Here is a 15,214-nt window from a genome sequence, read left to right on the forward strand (position 1 = left end):
CATGCGCCTCACCCAGGGTTGCTTCTCGTTCCTGCCCGATCTGACCGATGAGCAGATTTCCAGGCAAGTGCAATATTGTCTCGGCAAGGGTTGGGCCGTGAATATCGAATTCACCGACGATCCTCACCCCCGCAATAATTTCTGGGAGATGTGGGGCCTGCCGATGTTCGATCTCCATGACGCCGCTGGCGTGCTGATGGAGTTGAACGAGTGCCGCAAGCTATACGGCGATCGCTACATCCGGATGTCGGCGTTCGATTCCAGCCACGGCTGGGAGTCGCTGCGGCTGTCGTTCATCGTCAACAGGCCGAAGGACGAGCCGGGCTTCCGGCTCGAGCGTCAGGAGGTCGATGGCCGCAAGGTCCGCTACACCACGAAATCCTACGCTGTCGATCGGCCTGAAGGCCGGCGCTACGGCGAGTAGTACCATCCGGGCCGCCGCGAACGATGGACCTCCCTGGTCGTTTCGCGGGGCCTCTGGATGCACTGCTCCGTCGCTGTGCAATGCGGCGGCGGAGCCCCTTTTTCCGAAAGCACATGCGTGCGGCATTTTGGGTTTTTCCGACAGATGCCATTGGACGATGATCGATGACAGACAAGGTCAATCTTCGCGAGGAACTCGAGGCCGTCGGCATCGACGAGATTCTCAGGCAGCTCGACCGCGAGTTGATCGGCTTGAAACCGGTAAAGACGCGGATTCGCGAGATTGCCTCGCTGCTGCTGATTGAACGTATCCGCAAGCGCATGAATCTCAGCTCCGATGTGCCGACATTGCACATGTCGTTCACCGGAAATCCTGGCACCGGCAAGACAACGGTGGCCTTGCGGATTGCAGCTATTCTTCACAAGCTCGGTTTCGTGCGGCGAGGGCAGGTGGTGTCGGTCACCCGCGATGAACTGGTCGGCCAGTACATCGGCCATACGGCGCCCAAGACCAAGGAGATTCTCAAGAAAGCGATGGGTGGCGTGCTGTTCATCGACGAGGCCTATTATCTGCACCGGCCGGACAACGAGCGCGATTACGGGCAGGAGGCGATCGAGATCCTGCTGCAGGTGATGGAATCCCAACGCGAGGATCTGGTGGTAATCCTGGCGGGCTATGGCGATCGCATGGACCAGTTCTTTGCCAGCAATCCGGGCTTCCGCTCGCGAATTGCGCACCACATCGACTTTCCCGACTATTCCAACGACGAACTGCTGATGATTGCCGAACTGATGCTGCACGACATGAACTACACGTTCAGCGCGGAGGCGCGGGCGGCATTCGTTCGCTACATCGCGTTGCGCAAGGCGCAGCCGTTGTTTTCCAATGCGCGCTCGATCCGCAATGCGCTCGACCGGATGCGGTTACGCCAGGCCAACCGCCTGGTGGCCGATCTCGATCGCACCCTTTCCGCCGATGACGTCAAGTCGATCGAGGCGCCGGACGTGTTGGCGAGCCGGGTGTTTTCAAAATCGCAGCCGGCCCCGGTCGAGCGCCTCAAGATCGAGAGGAAATCCTGAAGCCGATGCCAGAGCCAATCATGATTGCTCCGTCGATCCTCTCGGCGGATTTTGCCCGTCTCGGGGACGAAATCGAGACCGTCGACGCCGCGGGTGCCGACTGGATCCATTGCGACGTCATGGACGGACATTTCGTTCCGAATATCAGTTTTGGTCCCGACGTCATCAGGGCCGTCCGCCCGCGCACCCGCAAGATCTTCGATGTCCATCTGATGATCGCGCCGGCTGATCCGTATCTGGAAGCCTTCGCCAAGGCCGGCGCCGATATCATCACGGTGCATGCCGAGGCCGGCCCGCATCTGGATCGTTCGCTTCAGGCGATCCGGGGATTTGGGAAGAAGGCCGGTGTCACGATCTGCCCGGCCACATCCGAGCAGGTTCTCGCGCATGTCCTCGATCGTGTCGACCTCATCCTGGTGATGACGGTGAATCCCGGCTTTGGCGGACAATCGTTCATTGAAGCGCAGCTGGAGAAGATCCGGCGCATCCGCGCCATGATCGGCGATCGGCCGATCCGGCTCGAGGTCGATGGCGGTGTCAACATCGATACCGCCGCCCGGGTGGTCGCCGCGGGCGCCGACACGCTCGTCGCGGGATCGGCGGTGTTTCGCGGCGGCACGTTGGATGCTTACCGAAGCAACATCTCCTCAATCAGGGCTGCCGCAGAGACCGGGCGTCCAGGCTAAAGCGGGCTTGCCGGAAATCTCGTCCGCGCAGGTGGCGCGAGGGAATATCCGCTTCGTTCCTGGGCTATGGGCCTTGGCTGTGAAGCCAACGACCCGGCTCCGAAACAAACAATCTGGTTGTCCGATTTCGAGCGATCATCGTCGTGCGTTGGCACCGGGGCGCGTCGTCGGCCGACCGAAACAAGCGTCGCGTACCTGGTCATGCGCTTACCAGTTGATGACGGACTTGCTAAGTCCGCGTCCGATCCAGAACAGCAATTTATCTCTAACCCGCTGAAATATTGGCTGCATTCCAGTTGGCCCGGCGTTTGCAATCCTTCCGCCAGCGACCGCTGCGTCAACAAGCGGCCAGCGCAAAATGGAGGGACGCCGGCGATGACCGAAACATTCTACGACGTGCTGAGGCGACAAGGCATCTCGCGCCGAAGCTTTCTCAAATTCTGCTCGTTGACGGCGGCCTCTCTCGGGCTCGGGCCGGAATTTGCGCCGACCATGGCGCAGGCGCTCGAGACCAAGCCGCGTACGCCGGTGCTGTGGCTGCACGGCCTCGAATGCACCTGCTGTTCGGAGGCCTTCATCCGTTCCTCCCATCCGCTGGCGTCGGACGTCATCCTCTCGATGCTCTCGCTCGACTACGACGACACCATCATGGCGGCCGCCGGACATCAGGCCGAGGCGATCGTCGAGGAGGTGGTGACGAAGTACAAGGGCAACTACATTCTCGCCGTCGAGGGCAATCCGCCGCTCAACGAAGACGGAATGTACTGCATCATCGGCGGGAAGCCGTTCCTCGAACAGCTGAAATACGCCGCGAAGGACTGCAAGGCCGTGATTTCGTGGGGCAGCTGCGCCTCGTGGGGCTGCGTGCAGGCCGCACGGCCAAATCCGACCCAGGCTGTTCCGGTCCACAAGGTGATCCGCGACAAGCCGATCATCAAGGTGCCGGGTTGCCCGCCGATTCCGGAGGTGATGACCGCTGTCGTCACCTACATGATGACCTTCGACAAGATTCCCGAACTCGACCGCCAGGGGCGGCCGAAGATGTTCTATTCGCAGCGCATCCACGACAAGTGCTATCGCCGTCCGCATTTCGACGCCGGGCAGTTCGTCGAGCAATGGGATGACGATGCCGCGCGCAAGGGCTACTGCCTCTACAAGATGGGCTGCAAGGGTCCAACGACCTACAACGCCTGCTCGACCACCCGCTGGATGGGCGGCCTGTCGTTCCCGATCCAGTCGGGCCACGGCTGCATCGGCTGCTCCGAGGATGGCTTCTGGGACAACGGCTCGTTCTACAACCGGCTCTCCGACATCCATCAGTTCGGCGTCGAGGCGACCGCCGACAAGGTCGGCGGCACTGCCGTTGCCGCGATCGGCGCGGCTGCGGCCGCGCACGCCGCCGTCAGCGCCATCAAGCGCGCCCGCAACAAGGCGCCGGCGAACACAGGGGAGAATTCATAATGAATGTTCAGACGCCGAACGGCTTTACGCTCGACACCAGCGGCAAGCGCGTTGTCGTTGACCCGCTGACCCGCATCGAAGGGCACATGCGCTGCGAGGTCAATGTCGACGCCAACAACATGATCACCAATGCGGTTTCCACGGGTACGATGTGGCGCGGTCTCGAGGTGATCCTCAAGGGCCGCGACCCGCGCGACGCCTGGGCTTTCACCCAGCGCATCTGCGGCGTCTGCACCGGAACCCACGCGCTGACCTCGGTGCGCGCGGTCGAGGATGCGCTGAAGATCAAGATCCCCGAGAATGCGAACTCGATTCGCAACATCATGCAGCTCTCGCTGCAGATCCACGACCATCTTGTGCATTTCTACCATCTGCATGCGCTCGACTGGGTCAATCCGGTGCATGCGCTGAAGGCGGATCCGAAGGCAACCAGCGAACTGCAGATGGCGACCGGACCGAACCATCCGAAGTCCTCGCCCGGTTATTTCCGCGACGTGCAGAACCGCCTGAAGAAGTTCGTCGAGAGCGGCCAGCTCGGGCCGTTCAAGAACGGCTACTGGGATAATCCGGCCTATCTGCTGCCGCCCGAAGCCAGCCTTATGGCGGTGACGCACTACCTCGAGGCGCTGGATTTCCAGTCGCAGATCATGAAGACGCGCGTCGTCTTCGGCGGCAAGGATCCGCATCCGAACTGGCTGGTCGGCGGCGTTCCTTGCGCCATCAATGTCCATGGCGAGGGCGCGGTGGGCGCCATCAACATGGAGCGTCTGAACTTCGTCTCCTCGATCATCGATCAGACGACGACGTTCATCCAGAACGTATACATCCCCGATATTCTGGCCATCGCCAGCTTCTACAAGGGCTGGCTCTACGGCGGCGGTCTGTCAGGCAAGAGCGTGCTGGCCTATGGCGATATCCCCGAATACGCCAACGATTATTCGCCCTCCAACCTGCTGATGCCGTCGGGCGCAATCATCAACGGCAATCTCAAGGAAGTGCACCCCGTCGATCTGCGCGATCCTTCGCAGATCCAGGAGTTCGTGCCGCACTCCTGGTACAAATATCCGGACGAGAAGAAAGGCTTGCACCCTTGGGACGGCGTCACCGTGCCGAACTATGTGCTGGGCCCCAATGCCAAGGGTACCAAGACCAATATCCAGGAAATCGACGAAGGCGGAAAATACTCCTGGATCAAGGCGCCGCGCTGGAAGGGGCACGCCATGGAGGTCGGTCCGCTTGCCCGCTATGTCGTCGGCTACGCCAAGGGCGACAAGGAAATCACGGAGCAGATCAACATGGTGCTGAAGGCGCTGGACGTGCCGGTAAGCGCCTTGTTCTCGACCCTCGGCCGCACCGCCGCTCGCGCGCTCGAGGCGCAATGGTGCTGCACCAAGCAGCGCCATTTCATGGACAAGCTGATCGCCACCATCAAGGCCGGCGACAGCTCGACCGCGAACGTCGAGAGCTGGGATCCCAAGACCTGGCCATCCGAGGTCAAGGGTGTCGGGTTTACCGAGGCCCCCCGCGGCGCGCTCGCGCATTGGATCAAGATCAAGGACACCAAGATCGACAACTACCAATGCGTCGTGCCGACCACCTGGAACGGCAGCCCGCGCGACAACGAAGGCAATATCGGTGCCTTCGAGGCATCACTGATGAACACCAAGGTCGAGCGTGCCGAGGAACCGGTCGAGATCCTGCGGACCATCCACAGCTTCGATCCATGCCTCGCCTGTTCCACCCATGTCATGAGCGAGGACGGACGCGAACTGGCCAAAGTCACGGTGCGATGAGGGAGGACAAGACAATGAAAATGCTCATTCGTTTCGGATCGGCTGCCGTCCTGTCGGCACTCGCGACGCCCGCTCTTGCGCATACCGGAGCGGAGCCGCACATGCACGGATTCCTGGCCGGACTTGCCCACCCATTGGGCGGGCTCGACCATATGCTCGCCATGATCGCGGTCGGAATCTGGTCGGCGCTTGCCGCCGGACGTCGGGTCTGGATCGTCCCGGCGATCTTCGTAGCCGCGATGTTGGCGGGAGCCGGGTTCGCTCAGGCCGGGGGCGCGCTGCCCGCGGCGGAGACCGCGATCGCGATGTCGGTGGTGGCACTCGGCGTGCTGATCGCAGCCGGCGTCGGTCTGCCGGTCGGGGCGGGCGCGGCACTGATCGCGCTGTTCGCCGTCTTCCACGGCTATGCGCACGGCATCGAGGCGACGGGAGCGGTGGCTGGCTATATGGCCGGCTTCGCGGTCACCACTGCCGTCCTGCACGTTTCGGGCATCGCCCTCGGCAGGGCCATCGCCATCGTCCCGCATGCATCGCGCCTGCTCGGAGCCGGTATTGCGGCATCCGGCGCTTATCTCGTCGCGACATTGTGAGGAGAGCGCCATGTCGATAGATTCCGGCGCAGCCGTTCAGCAGGCGATCTACGTCTATGAGGGGCCGGTTCGGCTCTGGCATTGGGTCAACGCTCTCGCCATCCTTGTGCTGGCGGTGACGGGATACTTGATCGGCGCGCCCTTGCCTTCGCTGTCGGGTGAGGCGAGCGATCATTTCCTGATGGGCTACATCAGGTTTGCCCACTTTGCGGCCGGTTACGTGCTGATCGCCGGCTTCATACTCCGGCTTTACTGGGCATTTGTCGGCAATCCCCATGCGCGCCAGATCTTCCTTCCGCCGCTGTTCAACGCCAGCTGGTGGGGAGAAGTCTTCCACGAGATCAAATGGTATCTCTTCATCGCCAAGGAACCCAAGAAGTACGAAGGCCACAATCCGCTGGCTACGCTCGTGATGCACTTTGTGTTCGTGTGGGGTATCGTCTTCATGATGGCGACGGGCCTGGCCCTCTACGGCGAAGGTGAAGGCATGGGCTCGTGGCAGTACCGCTGGTTCTCCGGCTGGATCATCGGCCTGTTCGGCAACAGCCAGAACGTCCACACTTGGCATCACGTCGGGATGTGGGCCATCGTGTGCTTCGTGCTGGTTCACGTCTATGCAGCGCTTCGCGAAGACGTGATGTCGCGCCAGAGCATCGTCAGCACGATGATCTCCGGTTGGCGCACGTTCAAGGACGCACGGCCGCCTGACGATCGCCACTAGCTGGGTGGCGTCGCGCGCCCGCAACAGTTCTTCATTGCGGAAGATATCGGCACGGGGCGCGTCTCACGCGCCCCGATTGCTTTGCAGCGGGCTGCACTACCTGCGGGGCGCATGTCAGCAGATGCGCCAAAACGGCGGATACCCTGGAAATGATTTGATCACGCAGGCTTGCGGCTAGAGGGTCCCGCGGGAATTGCCCCGATGAACGATCCGATGTTGGAAGGAAACTTTCCAGATCCGGATGGCGGATGACAATGTTGCTTGCATCGATCCCTGCAATCGCTTCCTCGAATCAAGGCTAAGCCGTTGCTTTTGCTGTCGTTCCCTCCGATGGCCCGACCCTTGCTAACCGGTTGTTACGCAACGCTCGGCAATCAAGAACGAGGAGGCGTGCGATGGAAACGCCGAAGGTCCTGATCATCGGGATCGGAAATCTGCTGTGGGCCGATGAGGGCTTTGGTGTGCGGGCCGTCGAGGCCATGCACCGCCATTATGAGTGGCCCGGGAATGTCCGCCTGATGGATGGCGGCACGCAGGGCCTCTATCTCGTGCAGCATGTGCGCGAGGCCGATATCCTGATCGTGTTTGATGCGGTCGATTACGGCCTGCCGCCCGGTACGATCAAGCTGGTCGAGGGCGACGAGGTGCCCAAGTTTCTCGGCGCAAAAAAGATCAGCCTGCACCAGACCGGATTTCAGGAAGTACTGGCCACGGCCGAACTTCTCGGCGGCGCGACGCAGCACCTGTATCTGATCGGCGTGCAGCCGGTGGAACTCGACGACTTCGGCGGCTCGCTGCGCGACGAGATGAAGGCGCGTATCGGTCCGGCGATCCAGCACGCGATCGATTTCCTCGCCCGCTTCGGGATCGGCGGCCGTCTGCGCGACGTTCCGCTGCCGGAGACGGAGACGCTCGCCTGCGAACACATGGTGATGTCGCGCTATGAGGCGCAGCGGCCTTCCGCCGAGGATGCCTGTCGCTTCGGCGATCCGCGCGTGCTGGTCATGACGGAACAGACCGATGCTGCCGATCAACAGCCGCCGCAAATGCAGGGAGCGCGGTGATGTGCATCGGCGTGCCCATGAAAGTGATCAGGCCGGGATCCGGATACGCCGTCTGCGAAGCCGCGGGCGAGAGCCGCGAGGTCGACATGCGCCTTGTCGGCGACCAGCCGGAAGGGACCTGGGTTCTGGTTTTTCTCGACGCCGCGCGGGAGGTGGTGACATCAGAACAGGCGTCGCTCATCGGCAATGCGCTCGCTGCGCTCAGGCTGGCTCTCGCCGGGAACACCGAAGGCATCGACGAACTCTTTCCCGACCTTGCCGGCCGCGAGCCCGAACTTCCGCCCCATCTCCAAATTCACCTGCCGTCATCCTGAAAGGATATTGCCGATGTCGACGCCCCTCATTGACGCGCTGGTTGAAAGGCACGGGTTCAGCCTGGTCGGCGAGGCAAATGTGGACGCCTTTCTCGATGCCCACGAGCATTCCCTGCTGTTCTTTCCCGGCGATGCCGACCGCCTGGTCGAGAGCAACGATGCCGCCGTCATCGTTGCGGAGTTGATGAAGCCGTTCGACGGGCGCCTGGCGCCGGCATTGGTCGAGAAGGCCTCAGAGCGTGCGCTGCAGCGGCGCTTCCGCTTCAAGACCTTTCCGGCTTTCGTGTTTCTGCGGCGGCGCGGCTATCTCGGTGCGATCACCCGGCTGCTCGACTGGCAGGATTACTTTACCGAGATCGAGGCCATTCTGGCGTGCAGCCCCAGCGAGCCGCCGCCCTTCAATCTGCCCGAGAGTATCGCCGCGCATCTGAGGGCAACCGGACCGGACAGCCACGATCATTCGGGAGAAGTCGCATGAGCGGGATCAACATGGGGATCGTCGGACCCGGAACCCAGCCGGCCGACGCGGACGGCGCCGAACTCGCCTACATGGAAATGCCGAAGGCGATGCGGACTTACGCCATGCCCGCAGTGCCGGAGCCGGACGAAGTCGAGGACATCGATTCGGCGCTCGCCCTTCTGGCCGAAGTCCGCGATACGCTCGCCGAAGGGAAAAGCGCGAGCTTCGACCTCGGCGGCCTCGACAGGCAAAACCGGGCTTTCGTCGATCAGGTCCTCGGCGACGGCGAGGTCAGCATCGTCGCGGGCAGTACCATCCAGGCGCAGGAATCGGTTCTGGCTGGCGTGTGGCGCGTTCATGAGCTGGATGAGGTGGGCCGTCTGCAGAGGGACACGATCGAGGTCGGCGGCTTTCCCCGCTGCGTGCTGCTGTCAGCTCAGGATGTCACGGCGCCCGCCTTGAGGTCTCACGACGGACCGCTGCCCGCCATGGTCTACAATGCGCCGGCCTTGGTCACGGAAATGACCGACAAATTGGCCGCCTGGCGGCCGGGCGTCGACGCCCATGTCATCAATCTGAGCCTGCTGCCGCTCAGCGACGAGGACGTCAGCTACCTCGATGCGCGGCTCGGACCGGGCTCGGTGACGATCCTGTCGCGCGGCTACGGCAATTGCCGCATTTCATCGACGGCAACGCGCAATGGCTGGTATGTGCGCTACTTCAACTCCCGCGAGGCGGTCATCCTGAACACGATCGAGATCACCGAGATCCCGAGCGTGGCCTGCGCGGCGCCGGAGGATCTCGAGGACAGTGCGCAGCGGCTGAGTGAGATTCTGGACGTCTACCAGTGAGCGATCATTTTTTCGCAGGCTCGTTCGGCGGCGATAACGCCAAGATCGACGACGCCACGCGGCTGGAGTGCAAGATCTGCTGGTACGTTTACGATCCGGCGGAGGGAGACACCTATTGGCAGATCCCGGCCGGTACACCCTTCACCGAGTTGCCGGAGCACTGGACATGTCCCAACTGCGACGGCGCCAAGGACGGCTTTCTGGTACTCGACGATGAAGCGCATGGCTGACCTCAGGCTCGATCCCAGGCCGACGGACGCGGAGCTGCACGCGGTCGCCGCCGGGCTTGAGGCTGCCTTCGAACGGGTGCATCGCGAGCGGATGCATGACGTGCCAATTCTCAACGCCGCGCTTGGAATCAAGGCCGTCGGGACGCGCGCGGTGGAGGCTGGCTGGCTGTCGGCGCTGGTAACGCCGTGGTTCATCAATATGATGCTGCTGCCGCGCACGCCCGAACAGGCGCAAAACTACTGCACCCTGCAACTCGGCAGCACTGTCGCCCACAGCTTTCCCGCCGGATGTTTCGAATTCATCCTCGGCGAGGAGGGCGATCTGGGGCGCTATCAGATGTGCTCGCTGTTTTCGCCGGTGCTGGAGTTCGAAAGCCACGGTGCGGCCGTGATCACCGCGGAATCCGCGATCGCGGTGTTGTTCGACGCCGGTCTGGCGCCAGATGCGCCCCGGGCCACCGATGCCGGGTCGCCGGAACAGGCCGCTGCAGCGCGCTCCCGTCCCGGCGGGGAGGCGATCGAGGCTGGGAAGCTGTCGCGGCGCGGTCTATTGTTCGGCCGCAATCCTGAATCCGAGGTTGTCGAGCCATGACGATTGCGGGGCGCCTGGATATCAATCTCACGTGCCGGTCGGGCTCGTCGGCCTCGGCCCGAATTGCCTCGCGCCGCCCGCACGGGGTGACGCGGATGTTCCGCGGCCGCCGGCCGGCCGAAGTCACCAGCCTGGTGCCACTGGTGTTCAGCGTTTGCGGCATGGCGCAGGGCACGGCGGCGGCGACGGCGTGCGAGCGCGCGCTCGGCATCGCAACATCATTCGAAACCAGGCGGATACGCGACATTCTCATGCTGGCGGAAACCGCCCGTGAACATCTGTTGCGGGTGGTGATGGATTGGCCGCGCTGCATGGCGATGGCGACCGATTCGGCAATGTTGCGCCGGGTGATGGGGCTCGACCAGCGGTTCCGGCGGGCGTTGACGAGTGGCGGAAGGGTGTTTGAGCCCGGCAGCATGGCCACCTGCGATATCGCAGCGGTCGAAAGCGCAGTCGACGATCTCTGCGATCTCCTGGAGATAGCGGTATTAGGCGAACCGGCGGAGACCTGGCTCGCGCGGAGCACGTTGGCGGATATCGAAGACTGGGCGCAGGCGGGAATGTTACCCGCCCAGCTTCTGTTGCAGCAAATCCTCCGCTCCGACGCCCTGCAGGTAGGTTCGGTTTCCATTGATGCCGTGCCGGACATCGATGACGTGGAGCTCGCCGGCGCACTGTTTGGCGAAGACGCCGAACGCTTCATTGCGTTGCCGACCTGGGAGGGACGCCCGCGGGAGACCACGGCGCTGTCGCGGCAGGCCCGGCATCCGCTGATCCAGGCGCTTGGCTATGGCTGCGGACATGGCATCGGCGCGCGTCTCGTCGCGCGCCTCGTCGAGCTCGCGGGCCTCCCGGATCGGATGACCGTCCTGATCGAGGGGGAAAACACCGGGAGCGAAGGCGACGAGGCGGACGACGCATGCGGGGAGGGGGTCGGTATTGCGCGCAGCGAAGCGGCGCGCGGCCGGCTGATCCACGGAGTGGAGATCCAGCACGGTGTAGTGCAGCGCTATCTGATCGTGGCCCCGACCGAATGGAACTTTCACCCCGAGGGCGCTGCGGCGCAGGCCCTCGCGCTGATCGCGGGCAGCGGGCGCAGCGATGCGCGCGGCCTGGCGGATTTGATGATCACGGCATTCGACCCTTGCGTCGAATACAGTCTTGCGGTGCACTGATGCATGAGATGGCGCTGGCCGAAAGCATTCTGACCACGCTGCAGGAGCAGGCCCGCCGGCAGGATTACACGCGCGTCAGGACCGTCTGGCTGGAAATCGGCCCGCTGGCCAGCGTCGAGGAGCAATCGCTGCGGTTTTCGTTCGACGTCGTGGTCAAGGGAACGCTGGCGGACGGCGCGCGGCTGGAAATCGAGACAAGTCCCGCACAGGCCTGGTGTCTGCCGTGTTGCAAGAGTGTGGCGGTCGCCAGGCGTTTCGACGCCTGCCCCGAATGCGGAGGCCATCAATTGCAGATGACCTCGGGGGATGAACTGAGGATCAAGGAGCTGGAGGTCGACTGATGTGTACAGTTTGCGGATGCGCGACGGGCGAAACCACCATCGAAGGCGCGGCGAAGGCCAAGCCTCACCGGCACACCCATGCCGATGGCACCGTGCATAGCCACGAGCACCATGATGGGCACAGCCACGATGATGGTCACGGGCATCACCATCACGATGGTCCTCATCATGATCATCATCACGAACATCAGCATCACCATCACCATCACGGGCCCGCGGTGATCGATTTCGGCGCCGGCCCGGCCCGCGCCCACGCGCCCGGTCTCAGCCAGACCCGTATGGTGCAAATCGAACAGGATATCCTGGCGAAGAACGATGCCTATGCCGCCGCCAATCGGGCCCGCTTCGACGCTGGCGGTATCCTGGCTCTCAACGTCGTTTCCAGTCCGGGCTCCGGCAAGACCACGCTGCTCGTCGCCACGCTCGAACTGCTAAAGACTCAAGCGCCCGTCGCAGTGATCGAAGGCGACCAGCAGACCAGCAACGATGCCGAACGCATCCGCGCGACGGGCGTTCCGGCACTCCAGATCAACACCGGCAAGGGCTGTCATCTCGACGCCCACATGGTCGGTCATGCCGTCGAGACCTTGCAGCCCGCCAACGGCGCGGTGCTGTTCATCGAAAACGTCGGCAATCTGGTTTGTCCGGCGGCCTTCGGTCTCGGGGAAGCGCACCGCGTCGTCGTGCTGTCCGTGACCGAGGGCGAGGACAAGCCGCTGAAATATCCCGACATGTTCGCATCCGCCGACCTGATGCTGCTGTCGAAGGTCGATCTGCTGCCGCATCTCGATTTCGACGCCAAGGCCTGCGTAGCCAACGCCCGCAAGGTCAACCCGCGGATCAAGGTCATCGAGGTCTCGGCCAGGACCGGGACGGGCATGGCGGCGTGGATCGCGTGGCTGCAGGCCGCGCGCACGCTCGCCTTCCCCAATGGTGAGGTCAAGGCAGCGGCACTATAGGGAGTTTGACGCATGTGCCTGGCATTGCCCGCCGAGATCGTATCGATCGACGAGAGCCGCGAGATGGCGGTCGTCGCCCTTGGGCCGGTAAAGAAGGAAATCTCCGTCGCGCTGCTCGACGAGGTTTCGGTCGGCGACTTCGTGCTGGTCCATGTCGGGTTCGCATTGCATCGATTGTCGCCGGAAGAGGCCGATCGCACGCTTGCCCTGATGCGGGAAGCGGGCGAGAATCCGGAAGCCGAGTTCGCCGAAGGGAGCGCGCCATGAAATATGTCGATGAGTTCCGCGCCGGCGATCTCGCGCAGGGACTGGCCGCGGCCATCGCCCGTGAGGCCGATCCGTCACACACCTACAATGTCATGGAATTTTGCGGCGGGCATACCCATGCAATCTTTCGCTACGGTGTGCAGGATCTGATGCCGGCCAATCTGCGCTTCGTGCATGGTCCGGGCTGTCCGGTCTGCGTGCTGCCGATCGGCCGCGTCGACAACGCCCTCGAACTCGCCGGCGATCCGAGGGTGACGCTGTGTACCTATGGCGACATGATGCGGGTGCCGGCCACCGGGCGGCGCAGCCTGCTCAAGGCCAAAGCCGAAGGCGCCGACGTCCGGATGATCTATTCGACGCAGGATGCGCTACGCATCGCGGTCGAAAATCCCGATCGCGAAGTGGTTCTGTTCGCCATCGGATTTGAGACGACGACGCCGCCGACGGCTGTCGTGCTGAAGCAGGCCGCCGCGGCCGGCCTGAAGAACTTCTCGGTGTTCTGCAACCACGTGCTGACGCCAGCGGCGATCACGCATATCCTCGAAAGCCCCGAGGTGCGCGAAATCGGCACGGTGGCAATCGACGGTTTCCTCGGACCTTCGCATGTCAGCTCCGTGATCGGCAGTCAGCCCTACGAGTTCTTCGCGCAGGAGTATCAGCGTCCGGTGGTGATCGCCGGATTCGAGCCGCTCGACGTGATGCAGGCGACGTTGATGATCATCCGCCAGCTCAATGACGGCCGGCACGAGGTCGAGAATCAGTATGCCCGTGTCGTCACGCGCGAAGGCAACCGCAAGGCGCAGGCGCTGGTCGCCGAGGTCTTCGAGCTGCGGTCTTCGTTCGAGTGGCGCGGGCTTGGACTTGTACCCTACAGCGCGTTGCGCATCCGGCCGCAGTTTGCCGCATTCGACGCCGAGCTGCGGTTCGGCGTCGAGACCAAACCCGCCCGCGATGCCAAGAGCTGCGAGTGCCCGTCGATCCTGCGCGGCGCCAAGAAGCCCACTGACTGCAAGCTGTTCGGTACGGTCTGCGCGCCGGAGAGCCCGATCGGCTCGTGCATGGTCTCCTCCGAAGGAGCGTGTGCCGCCTATTGGACCTATGGCCGCTTCCGTCAACAGACCCGGCCGGCCGCACGCTCCACGGAGGCCGCCGCATGACCGCGCATGATGCTCGCTTTGTCGGGGGCGCGATCCCGCTCTCAGGATCCGTCGATATGATGCACGGCAGCGGCGGCCGGGCCACGGCCGAACTGGTGCAGGCCTTGTTCGTGCGACACTTCGACAACCCGATGCTTCGCGCCGGCAACGACCAGGCGGCGTTTCAGCCGCCTGCCGGCCGTCTGGTCATCAGTACCGACGGGCACGTGGTCTCGCCGATCTTCTTCCCCGGTGGAGATATCGGCTCGCTCGCCGTGCATGGCACCATCAACGACGTCGCCATGGCCGGCGCCCGTCCGCTCTATCTGTCCGCGGCATTCATCCTGGAGCAGGGCTTTCCGCTTGCCGATCTCGAGCGCATCGTCGTCTCCATGGCGGCGGCGTCGCGGCTCGCTGGCGTGCCGATCGTCACCGGTGACACCAAGGTGGTCGAGCGGGGCAAGGGCGACGGGGTGTTCATCACCACGACCGGGGTCGGCGTCGTTCCCGAAGGCGTCGATGTTTCGGGCGACAAGGCGCGACCGGGCGACGTCATCCTGCTCAATGGCAGCATCGGCGATCATGGCGTCGCCATCCTGTCGAAGCGCGAGAACCTGGCCTTCGAGACCGAAATCGTGTCGGACAGCGCCGCGCTGCATGGTCTCGTTGCCGACATGGTGGCGGCCGTGCCGGGCATCCGGGTGCTGCGCGACCCGACGCGGGGTGGGCTCGCCTCCACACTGAACGAGATCGCCCAGCAATCGCGCGTCGGATTGCGGCTCGACGAGGCGGCGATCCCGATGAAAGCCGACGTGCGGGCCGCATGCGAGCTGCTCGGCCTCGATCCGCTTTATATTGCCAACGAAGGCAAGCTCATCGCAATCTGCGCGCCGGCCGACGCCGATCGCCTGCTGGCCGTCATGCGCGCCCATCCTCTCGGGCAAGAGGCGGCGAAGATCGGCGAGGCCGTCGCCGACGATCTCGCTTTCGTCCAGATGCGGACTGCGTTCGGCGGCGAACGTAATGTCGACTGGCTCGCCGGCGAACAACTGCCAAGGATATGTTGACGCC

The 15,214-nt window shown here is 63.5% G+C and carries 19 protein-coding genes; all 19 read left to right on the forward strand.

Annotated features, from left to right (window positions below; all coding sequences use genetic code 11):
* The first annotated feature begins 1 nt into the window (after window position 1).
* The 19 genes from KMZ29_RS07945 (at window position 2) to hypE (ending at window position 15,210) form a co-directional block, all read left to right on the forward strand.
* Window positions 2-424: a ribulose bisphosphate carboxylase small subunit gene (locus KMZ29_RS07945; protein ID WP_215623195.1), complete on the forward strand. Its 423-nt coding sequence runs from the start codon at window positions 2-4 to the stop codon at window positions 422-424.
* Window positions 425-588: 164 nt separating this feature from the next.
* On the forward strand, window positions 589-1,503 hold the full coding sequence (gene cbbX, locus KMZ29_RS07950) for a CbbX protein (RefSeq protein WP_215623196.1): 915 nt from the start codon (window positions 589-591) through the stop codon (window positions 1,501-1,503).
* 5 nt (window positions 1,504-1,508) lie between these two features.
* Window positions 1,509-2,189, forward strand: a complete 681-nt coding sequence (gene rpe, locus KMZ29_RS07955; protein ID WP_215623197.1) for a ribulose-phosphate 3-epimerase — start codon at window positions 1,509-1,511, stop codon at window positions 2,187-2,189.
* A gap of 375 nt (window positions 2,190-2,564) precedes the next feature.
* Window positions 2,565-3,650 (forward strand): hydrogenase small subunit, encoded by a 1,086-nt coding sequence (locus KMZ29_RS07960; protein ID WP_215623198.1) that lies wholly within the window; start codon window positions 2,565-2,567, stop codon window positions 3,648-3,650.
* Window positions 3,650-5,443 carry a nickel-dependent hydrogenase large subunit gene (locus KMZ29_RS07965; protein WP_215605519.1) on the forward strand — a complete coding sequence of 598 codons (1,794 nt, stop codon included), beginning with the start codon at window positions 3,650-3,652 and terminating at the stop codon, window positions 5,441-5,443. The genes KMZ29_RS07960 and KMZ29_RS07965 overlap by 1 nt, the downstream gene beginning before the upstream one ends.
* 14 nt (window positions 5,444-5,457) lie before the next feature.
* The gene (locus KMZ29_RS07970; RefSeq protein ID WP_215623199.1) at window positions 5,458-6,033 is read left to right on the forward strand and encodes a HupE/UreJ family protein; all 576 of its coding nucleotides are present in this window, start codon (window positions 5,458-5,460) and stop codon (window positions 6,031-6,033) included.
* Window positions 6,034-6,043: 10 nt separating this feature from the next.
* A complete protein-coding gene (gene cybH, locus KMZ29_RS07975) occupies window positions 6,044-6,754 on the forward strand; it encodes a Ni/Fe-hydrogenase, b-type cytochrome subunit (protein WP_215605520.1) in 711 nt (236 codons plus the stop codon).
* A 395-nt stretch (window positions 6,755-7,149) separates the two neighbouring features.
* The gene (locus tag KMZ29_RS07980) at window positions 7,150-7,818 is read left to right on the forward strand and encodes a HyaD/HybD family hydrogenase maturation endopeptidase (protein ID WP_215623200.1); all 669 of its coding nucleotides are present in this window, start codon (window positions 7,150-7,152) and stop codon (window positions 7,816-7,818) included.
* Window positions 7,818-8,132, forward strand: coding sequence for a HypC/HybG/HupF family hydrogenase formation chaperone (locus tag KMZ29_RS07985; RefSeq protein ID WP_215623201.1), 315 nt, complete (start codon window positions 7,818-7,820; stop codon window positions 8,130-8,132). Before KMZ29_RS07980 ends, KMZ29_RS07985 begins: the two co-directional genes overlap by 1 nt.
* A gap of 13 nt (window positions 8,133-8,145) precedes the next feature.
* Window positions 8,146-8,610, forward strand: a complete 465-nt coding sequence (locus KMZ29_RS07990; RefSeq protein ID WP_215623202.1) for a thioredoxin domain-containing protein — start codon at window positions 8,146-8,148, stop codon at window positions 8,608-8,610.
* Window positions 8,607-9,443 carry a hydrogenase expression/formation protein gene (locus KMZ29_RS07995; protein ID WP_215623203.1) on the forward strand — a complete coding sequence of 279 codons (837 nt, stop codon included), beginning with the start codon at window positions 8,607-8,609 and terminating at the stop codon, window positions 9,441-9,443. The genes KMZ29_RS07990 and KMZ29_RS07995 overlap by 4 nt, the downstream gene beginning before the upstream one ends.
* Complete coding sequence (locus KMZ29_RS08000) at window positions 9,440-9,673, forward strand: rubredoxin (protein WP_215623204.1); 234 nt, start codon at window positions 9,440-9,442, stop codon at window positions 9,671-9,673. The genes KMZ29_RS07995 and KMZ29_RS08000 overlap by 4 nt, the downstream gene beginning before the upstream one ends.
* Window positions 9,666-10,265 carry a [NiFe]-hydrogenase assembly chaperone HybE gene (hybE, locus tag KMZ29_RS08005; protein WP_215623205.1) on the forward strand — a complete coding sequence of 200 codons (600 nt, stop codon included), beginning with the start codon at window positions 9,666-9,668 and terminating at the stop codon, window positions 10,263-10,265. Before KMZ29_RS08000 ends, hybE begins: the two co-directional genes overlap by 8 nt.
* On the forward strand, window positions 10,262-11,440 hold the full coding sequence (locus KMZ29_RS08010; protein ID WP_215623206.1) for a nickel-dependent hydrogenase large subunit: 1,179 nt from the start codon (window positions 10,262-10,264) through the stop codon (window positions 11,438-11,440). The genes hybE and KMZ29_RS08010 overlap by 4 nt, the downstream gene beginning before the upstream one ends.
* Window positions 11,440-11,781 (forward strand): hydrogenase maturation nickel metallochaperone HypA, encoded by a 342-nt coding sequence (gene hypA, locus KMZ29_RS08015; RefSeq protein WP_215623207.1) that lies wholly within the window; start codon window positions 11,440-11,442, stop codon window positions 11,779-11,781. The genes KMZ29_RS08010 and hypA overlap by 1 nt, the downstream gene beginning before the upstream one ends.
* Entirely contained in the window at window positions 11,781-12,740 is a 960-nt protein-coding gene (gene hypB, locus KMZ29_RS08020) for a hydrogenase nickel incorporation protein HypB (protein ID WP_215623208.1), read from the forward strand. Before hypA ends, hypB begins: the two co-directional genes overlap by 1 nt.
* A gap of 12 nt (window positions 12,741-12,752) precedes the next feature.
* Window positions 12,753-13,007: a HypC/HybG/HupF family hydrogenase formation chaperone gene (locus KMZ29_RS08025; RefSeq protein WP_215612934.1), complete on the forward strand. Its 255-nt coding sequence runs from the start codon at window positions 12,753-12,755 to the stop codon at window positions 13,005-13,007.
* Window positions 13,004-14,164: a hydrogenase formation protein HypD gene (gene hypD / locus KMZ29_RS08030; RefSeq protein WP_215623209.1), complete on the forward strand. Its 1,161-nt coding sequence runs from the start codon at window positions 13,004-13,006 to the stop codon at window positions 14,162-14,164. Before KMZ29_RS08025 ends, hypD begins: the two co-directional genes overlap by 4 nt.
* A complete protein-coding gene (gene hypE, locus KMZ29_RS08035) occupies window positions 14,161-15,210 on the forward strand; it encodes a hydrogenase expression/formation protein HypE (RefSeq protein WP_215623210.1) in 1,050 nt (349 codons plus the stop codon). Before hypD ends, hypE begins: the two co-directional genes overlap by 4 nt.
* Window positions 15,211-15,214: the final 4 nt, after the last annotated feature.

Origin of the sequence: Bradyrhizobium sediminis (genome assembly GCF_018736085.1) — a bacterium.
GTDB classification, from domain to species: Bacteria; Pseudomonadota; Alphaproteobacteria; order Rhizobiales; family Xanthobacteraceae; genus Bradyrhizobium; species Bradyrhizobium sediminis.